5 protein-coding genes and 1 pseudogene are annotated in these 4,496 nt (G+C 73.6%); 4 read left to right on the plus strand and 2 right to left on the minus strand.

What is annotated here, in order from left to right; all coding sequences use genetic code 11:
* On the minus strand, positions 1-1,970 hold a 1,970-nt coding region (locus H7I41_RS26470), incomplete at its 3' end, for a helicase-associated domain-containing protein (protein ID WP_264015617.1).
* 65 nt (positions 1,971-2,035) lie between these two features.
* Here H7I41_RS26470 and H7I41_RS26475 point away from each other — a divergent pair.
* The 4 genes from H7I41_RS26475 to H7I41_RS26490 are packed head-to-tail and all read left to right on the plus strand — an operon-like array spanning position 2,036 to position 3,604.
* On the plus strand, positions 2,036-2,224 hold the full coding sequence (locus H7I41_RS26475) for a hypothetical protein (protein ID WP_264015618.1): 189 nt from the start codon (positions 2,036-2,038) through the stop codon (positions 2,222-2,224).
* A gap of 50 nt (positions 2,225-2,274) precedes the next feature.
* Positions 2,275-2,703 carry a cyclic pyranopterin monophosphate synthase MoaC gene (gene moaC, locus H7I41_RS26480; RefSeq protein WP_276009684.1) on the plus strand — a complete coding sequence of 143 codons (429 nt, stop codon included), beginning with the start codon at positions 2,275-2,277 and terminating at the stop codon, positions 2,701-2,703.
* A complete protein-coding gene (locus tag H7I41_RS26485) occupies positions 2,700-3,179 on the plus strand; it encodes a MogA/MoaB family molybdenum cofactor biosynthesis protein (protein ID WP_264015620.1) in 480 nt (159 codons plus the stop codon). Before moaC ends, H7I41_RS26485 begins: the two co-directional genes overlap by 4 nt.
* On the plus strand, positions 3,176-3,604 hold the full coding sequence (locus tag H7I41_RS26490; RefSeq protein ID WP_264015621.1) for a molybdenum cofactor biosynthesis protein MoaE: 429 nt from the start codon (positions 3,176-3,178) through the stop codon (positions 3,602-3,604). The genes H7I41_RS26485 and H7I41_RS26490 overlap by 4 nt, the downstream gene beginning before the upstream one ends.
* A 6-nt stretch (positions 3,605-3,610) precedes the next feature.
* Here the strand turns inward: H7I41_RS26490 and H7I41_RS26495 are convergent.
* Positions 3,611-4,496, minus strand: a pseudogene (locus H7I41_RS26495) (transglycosylase family protein); the annotation flags it as partial.

Raw genomic sequence — 4,496 nt, forward strand, 5'->3', positions numbered from 1 at the left:
CGGCGCGGGGCGGTCGGCACCCGCGCGCCGCGGGCACGCAGGTCGACGATCGCGCCAGAGGCGTCCTCGGCCGCCGGCGCGAGACCTGCATTGCGCAGCGCCGTGAGCACCTCGCCGATGGGCGCCTGCGACACCGCCACCGTTGGCGCCAGCAGCCGCATCTCCAGGGCCTCGGCGGCCGGTGCGCTCACCGCCTGGGCGAGCAGCACCGCGTCCTCGCACCGGACGAACGAGCTGGCCATCCCGACGCGCAACTGCCCGTGCCTGCGGGCGACGTCGTCGATCAGGTACGTCAGGCCCTGTGGCACCGGGGTGCGGGAGTGCCGCTCGAACAGCGCGTGCAGCTCGCTGGCCGTGCGGCCGGTGTCCAACGCGCGGCGGATCGACCCCTCGCTGATCCGGTACACCATCGCGGCGCCGGCCGACTCGACGGTGGCGACCGCGGTGAGCTGCTCGGCCAGTTCGCGTTCCAGCGGCCCCGGCACGACGACGGTGAGGTCGGCCTGCAACAGGAAGTGGTCGATGGGCTTGGGCATCACCTTCTGCATGGCGGCGATGACGTCGTCGGCCGGATCGCCGTTGAGCAGCTTGCGGCCGGGCCCGGTGATGGCGCCACGCCCCACGACACCCAGCGCGTGCGCCTCGGTGAGCAGACTGCCGACGGGTTCGGGCTGCAGCCGCACGGCCCAGCGCGGGCGCTGCCAGATCATCGCGGCCGACGCCGAGGCGGCGTCGGCGCCCGCGCCGTGGGGGAGGCCCGCCAGCACGGTCAGCAGCAACCGGCGGTCCAGCGGAGCTGCCGTCGAGTACAGCGAGTCCGACAGCGCAGCATAGGGTTTGCCGTCCGGACCGCGGGTCGCGATGAGGCTCGGCCTGCCGGGCAGGTCCAGCCAGGTCGACGCCAGCAGATGCCACTTCGCGGCGCTCGACGATTCGACGAACCGGTCGGCGGCCACCGTCGGCGCCCAGTGCGGGCCCGCGCCGTCGCCGGGATCCGGTTCCGGCATGCCTGCCGCGATCAGCCCGGCCGCCGCCGACAGCTCGACGATCAGGCCGAGCCGCTGCTCGTCGATGCCGGTGGTCTTCGTCAGCCGCTTCATGTCGCGCACACCGAGGCCGCCGCTGCGCAGCTCGGGAACCGGCGTCGCCGCGAGGGTCTCGATCACCAATTCGACCTCGCGCAGCAGGTCGAGGGCCGCACCGGCGGCGACGGCGTCCACGTCGGCGCCGGAGGTGGTCGAGACGGTCGGGTTCGGCGGGGTGAGGTCCAGCGGGCCGGGCGCCTCACCGCGCAGCACCTGGCCCACCAGCCGCGGCAGGATCACGGTCTCGTCGTCGACCTGGCGCAGCAGCCCCGCGGCCAGCAGGCGTGGCACGGGCCGATCGGCCGGGGTGCCGGGGGCGGCGTCTCGGGTGCGCCCGACCGGCGAGCCGTTCACCAGGCGCGACAGCAGCTCGGTCTGGGCGGTGTCGAGGCCCTCGAGGCGGCGGGCGATGTCCCCGGGGGACGGCGCGGCGGTCTCGACGACGGCCTGGCCGGGATACCAGGGCAGACCCGAAGACGCCTCGGCGGCCACCCGCACCTCCGCCCCGCCCCATACCAGTGCGCGTTCGCGCAGATCGTCGACGGCGGCGTTGAGCGCCTGGTCGTCGGCGCGGCCGTCGAACAGTTCGACCAGCTTGGTCAGTGGGACGGCCGTGGTGTCGGCGTGCAGCACGAGCAGGCCGTCCAGCACCGCCAGTCGCAGGAAGTCGAGTTCGTCGGTGGCCGCCTTGACCGACTGCCGGGACGTCGCCCGTGCCGCCAGCGCCGCGACGTTTCCGGGCGGCGGCTGGGTGAGGTCCGGGCGCAATTGCAGCAGCCTGACGAGCTGCTCGTCGGGCAGTTCGGCCAGCCAGGCGCCCAGCGGGACGCCCGCCGATCCCCGGGTGGTGTCACTCCGGCCCGGCGGCGGAGTCTTTTCGGTCATTGCTGACCAGCGTAAAGCCTCCGCCCGAGCTCGCCAGCACGCCCGGCGTTTGCCACAATGTGTACGTGGCTGACAAGAAGAAGAAGCAATACGTCGACAACGGCTGGCCGGCGCACCTCGACGGCGACGAGCACGCGGTCAGCGAGCTGGCTGCCGACCGCACCGGCGCGCTGTCACCGTTCGGCGATCTGACGTTTCCTCTGCCGGCCGACCAACTGCCGTACACACACCCCGTCACTGTCGTCAACAAGTAACGGTGACCGGCGGGGAGCTGTCCCACCTCGACGAGTCCGGCGCGGCCCGCATGGTCGACGTCAGCGCCAAGAACGCCACCCGGCGCACCGCCGTGGCCACCGGGGTGTTGCACACCCGCCCCGACGTCGTGGACCTCATCACCGCCGGCGGGCTGCCCAAGGGTGACGCGCTGGCGACCGCGAGGATCGCCGGGATCATGGCCGCCAAACGCACCAGCGACCTCATCCCGCTGTGCCACCAGCTCGCTCTCACCGGGGTCGAGGTGGACTTCGACATCGAGGACGCACGCGTCGTGATCACCTCCACGGTCCGCAGCACCGACCGCACCGGCGTCGAGATGGAGGCCCTCACCGCGGTGAGCCTGGCCGCGCTGACGCTCTACGACATGATCAAGGCGGTGGACCGCGCCGCGCGCATCAGCGACATCAGGGTGCTGCACAAAGAGGGCGGCAAGACCGGCGAGTGGACCAACCCGTGACGCGTACCGCCCGGGTCGTCATCGCGTCGACCCGTGCCGCGGCAGGCGTCTATGAGGACCGCACTGGCCCGCTCATCGTGGACTGGCTCGAACAGCGCGGCATCGGCACACCCGCCCCGGTGGTGGTTCCCGACGGCCGCGACGTGGCCACGGCGCTGTCCGCGGCGCACGCGGACGACGTCGACCTCATCGTCACCTCCGGCGGCACCGGCATCTCACCCACGGACGGCACCGCCGACGCGACGGCCGCCTTCGTCGACTACCAGATTCCCGGCCTGGCCGACGCGATCCGGCGGTCCGGCGAGGACAAGGTGCCCACCTCGGTGCTCTCCCGCGGTGTCTGCGGGGTGCGGGACCGCACGCTGATCGTGAACCTGCCCGGCTCACCGGGCGGCGTCAGGGACGGGCTGGCGGTGCTCGACCTGGTGCTCGAACACGCACTGGACCAACTCGTCGGGAAGGACCATCCGCGATGACGGCGATCGTGCTGCGGGCCGAACTCACCGAGGAGCCGATCGACCTCTCCGGCCACGAGGATCTCGTCGCGCACGAATCGGCCGGCGCGGTGGTCGGATTCGCCGGTGTGGTCCGTGACCACGACGGGGGCCGCACGGTGCAGAGACTCGAGTACTCCGCCCACCCGACCGCGGCGCAGGTGCTCGAAGAGGTGGCCGCCGAGATCGCCGCGGCGGGTCACGGCGTGCGTGCGATCGCGGTGAGTCACCGGGTAGGGCCGCTGGCGATCGGCGACGCCGCCCTGGTGGCCGCTGTGGCAGCCGACCACCGGGGAGCGGCGTTCGAGACGTGTGCCCGGCTCGTCGACGCCGTGAAGGACCGGCTACCGGTGTGGAAGCACCAGTTCTTCGGCGACGGCTCCGACGAGTGGGTCAACTCCGCCTGACGGCGCTCAGGCCGGCGGCGGAACCGGAGCAGGCGCGGGTGCCGGCAGCGGTGCGGGAACAGGCGCACCGAGCGGAGCAGGCGCAGCCGCCGGATTCACGGGGGCACCGACCGGCGCGTTCGGCGGCGGGCCACCCGGGGTGTCCGGCGTCGTCAGCGGCCGCTGCGTCAGCGCCAGCAGCGCATCCTGGCCGGAGATGTCCTGGGTCTGGATCGCGTGCCAGATCTCCTTGAGGTACGTCACGTTCGCGCTCTGCTGCGGCCCGGTCGGAGCGAGCGCCGCGCCCGGGGGCAGGTTCTCGGGGCTGGCCAGGTGCGGGATGCCCTGGGCCATCGCCGGCAGGTCGCCGGGCACCGCGGGAAGGCCGGCAGGCATGCCGCCGGACATCGCCTCGTTGGCCGCGTCGAACATCGGCTGCGGGATGTTCACCGCGTTGAGCGGCGCCATCGGATCCGCTGCCGGGGCGGCAGGCGCGGCGACGACACCGGGTGCAGGTGCCGGAGCCGGTGCGGGCGGCGCAGGCGGGACCGGCTGCAGCGGCAGCGGCGCACCGTTGTGCAGCGACCAGGTCTGCGGCGCATCGGGGGCATCGGGGGCGACATCCCAGTTCGAGGCGGTGACGACGGTCTCCGGGGCGGGCGGCGGCACGTCTGCGGCCGGAGGCGCAGGCGGCAGCGGCGCGTTCAGCGGGACACCGTTGAGCGAGTTGCCCGGGGGAGGCGGAGGTGGCACCGGCGCAGGGGCTGGAGCGGGAGCGGGAGCGGCCATCAGGTCGACCGGAGCGGGCGGCGGCGGAGCAGGAGCGGGAGGAGGCGGTACCGGTGCCGGTGCCGGTGCGGCCATCGCGTCGAAAGGCGCGGGCGCGGGCGGCGGGGGAGGCATCGGGGCCGGG

The organism is [Mycobacterium] manitobense (assembly GCF_025821665.1).
Classification (GTDB): Bacteria; Actinomycetota; Actinomycetes; order Mycobacteriales; family Mycobacteriaceae; genus Mycobacterium; species Mycobacterium arseniciresistens.

Coding starts and splice junctions, on each gene's coding strand:
- H7I41_RS26490 (WP_264015621.1), top strand. CDS start 3,176: ATGACGGCGATCGTGCTGCGGGCCGAACTCACCGAGGAGCCGATCGAC.
- moaC (WP_276009684.1), top strand. CDS start 2,275: ATGGTCGACGTCAGCGCCAAGAACGCCACCCGGCGCACCGCCGTGGCC.